The organism is Cedecea sp. B1(4), from assembly GCF_059414925.1.
Genome location: NZ_JCAHMZ010000216.1, coordinates 1 through 467 on the forward strand (window position 1 = coordinate 1; position 467 = coordinate 467).

At 57.6% G+C, this 467-nt stretch carries 1 protein-coding gene; it reads left to right on the forward strand.

Annotated elements, in window-relative coordinates:
- Positions 1–263: 263 nt before the first annotated feature.
- On the forward strand, positions 264–467 hold a 204-nt coding region (locus ACR6JA_RS22680), incomplete at its 3' end, for a DUF3560 domain-containing protein (RefSeq protein WP_494599714.1).

Genomic DNA, 467 nt, shown 5'->3' on the forward strand with positions numbered 1-467 from the left:
GCGCGAAAAATATTAGGCTTTGCCGGGGCGGGCCGCTCGCTCGGCTTTCTGGCACCACGCAAGTAAAGTGACTTGTCGAATGTTCTAGCCTGGACGGGTCCATCGCCTGGTGGATTCGCTATAGCGGCTATCTTCAGGCCACGTGGAGCAAACTGTTCGTCAAGTAAAAAGACTTGACAAAAAATCGCGGGTTGGCTATGATGTAGCTACGGTGAGCTTTCGACTCACCGACCACAACATCAATCGTCAACTTCGGAATGAACATGAACAAGTACGAGCAGAAACAAGAGCTTCGACGCGAGGGCTTGAAGCGGCGTGCCTCCGCTCTCAAGACGCAGGCTGGTCAGGCATTCGATCGCGCCCGCCAGGTGGTGGCGGCCATTGAGCCCGGCCAGCCAATCTTGACGGACCATTACAGCGCCGGCCGCCATCGCCGCGCCCTGGCAGCATCAGATTCGGCGATGCGC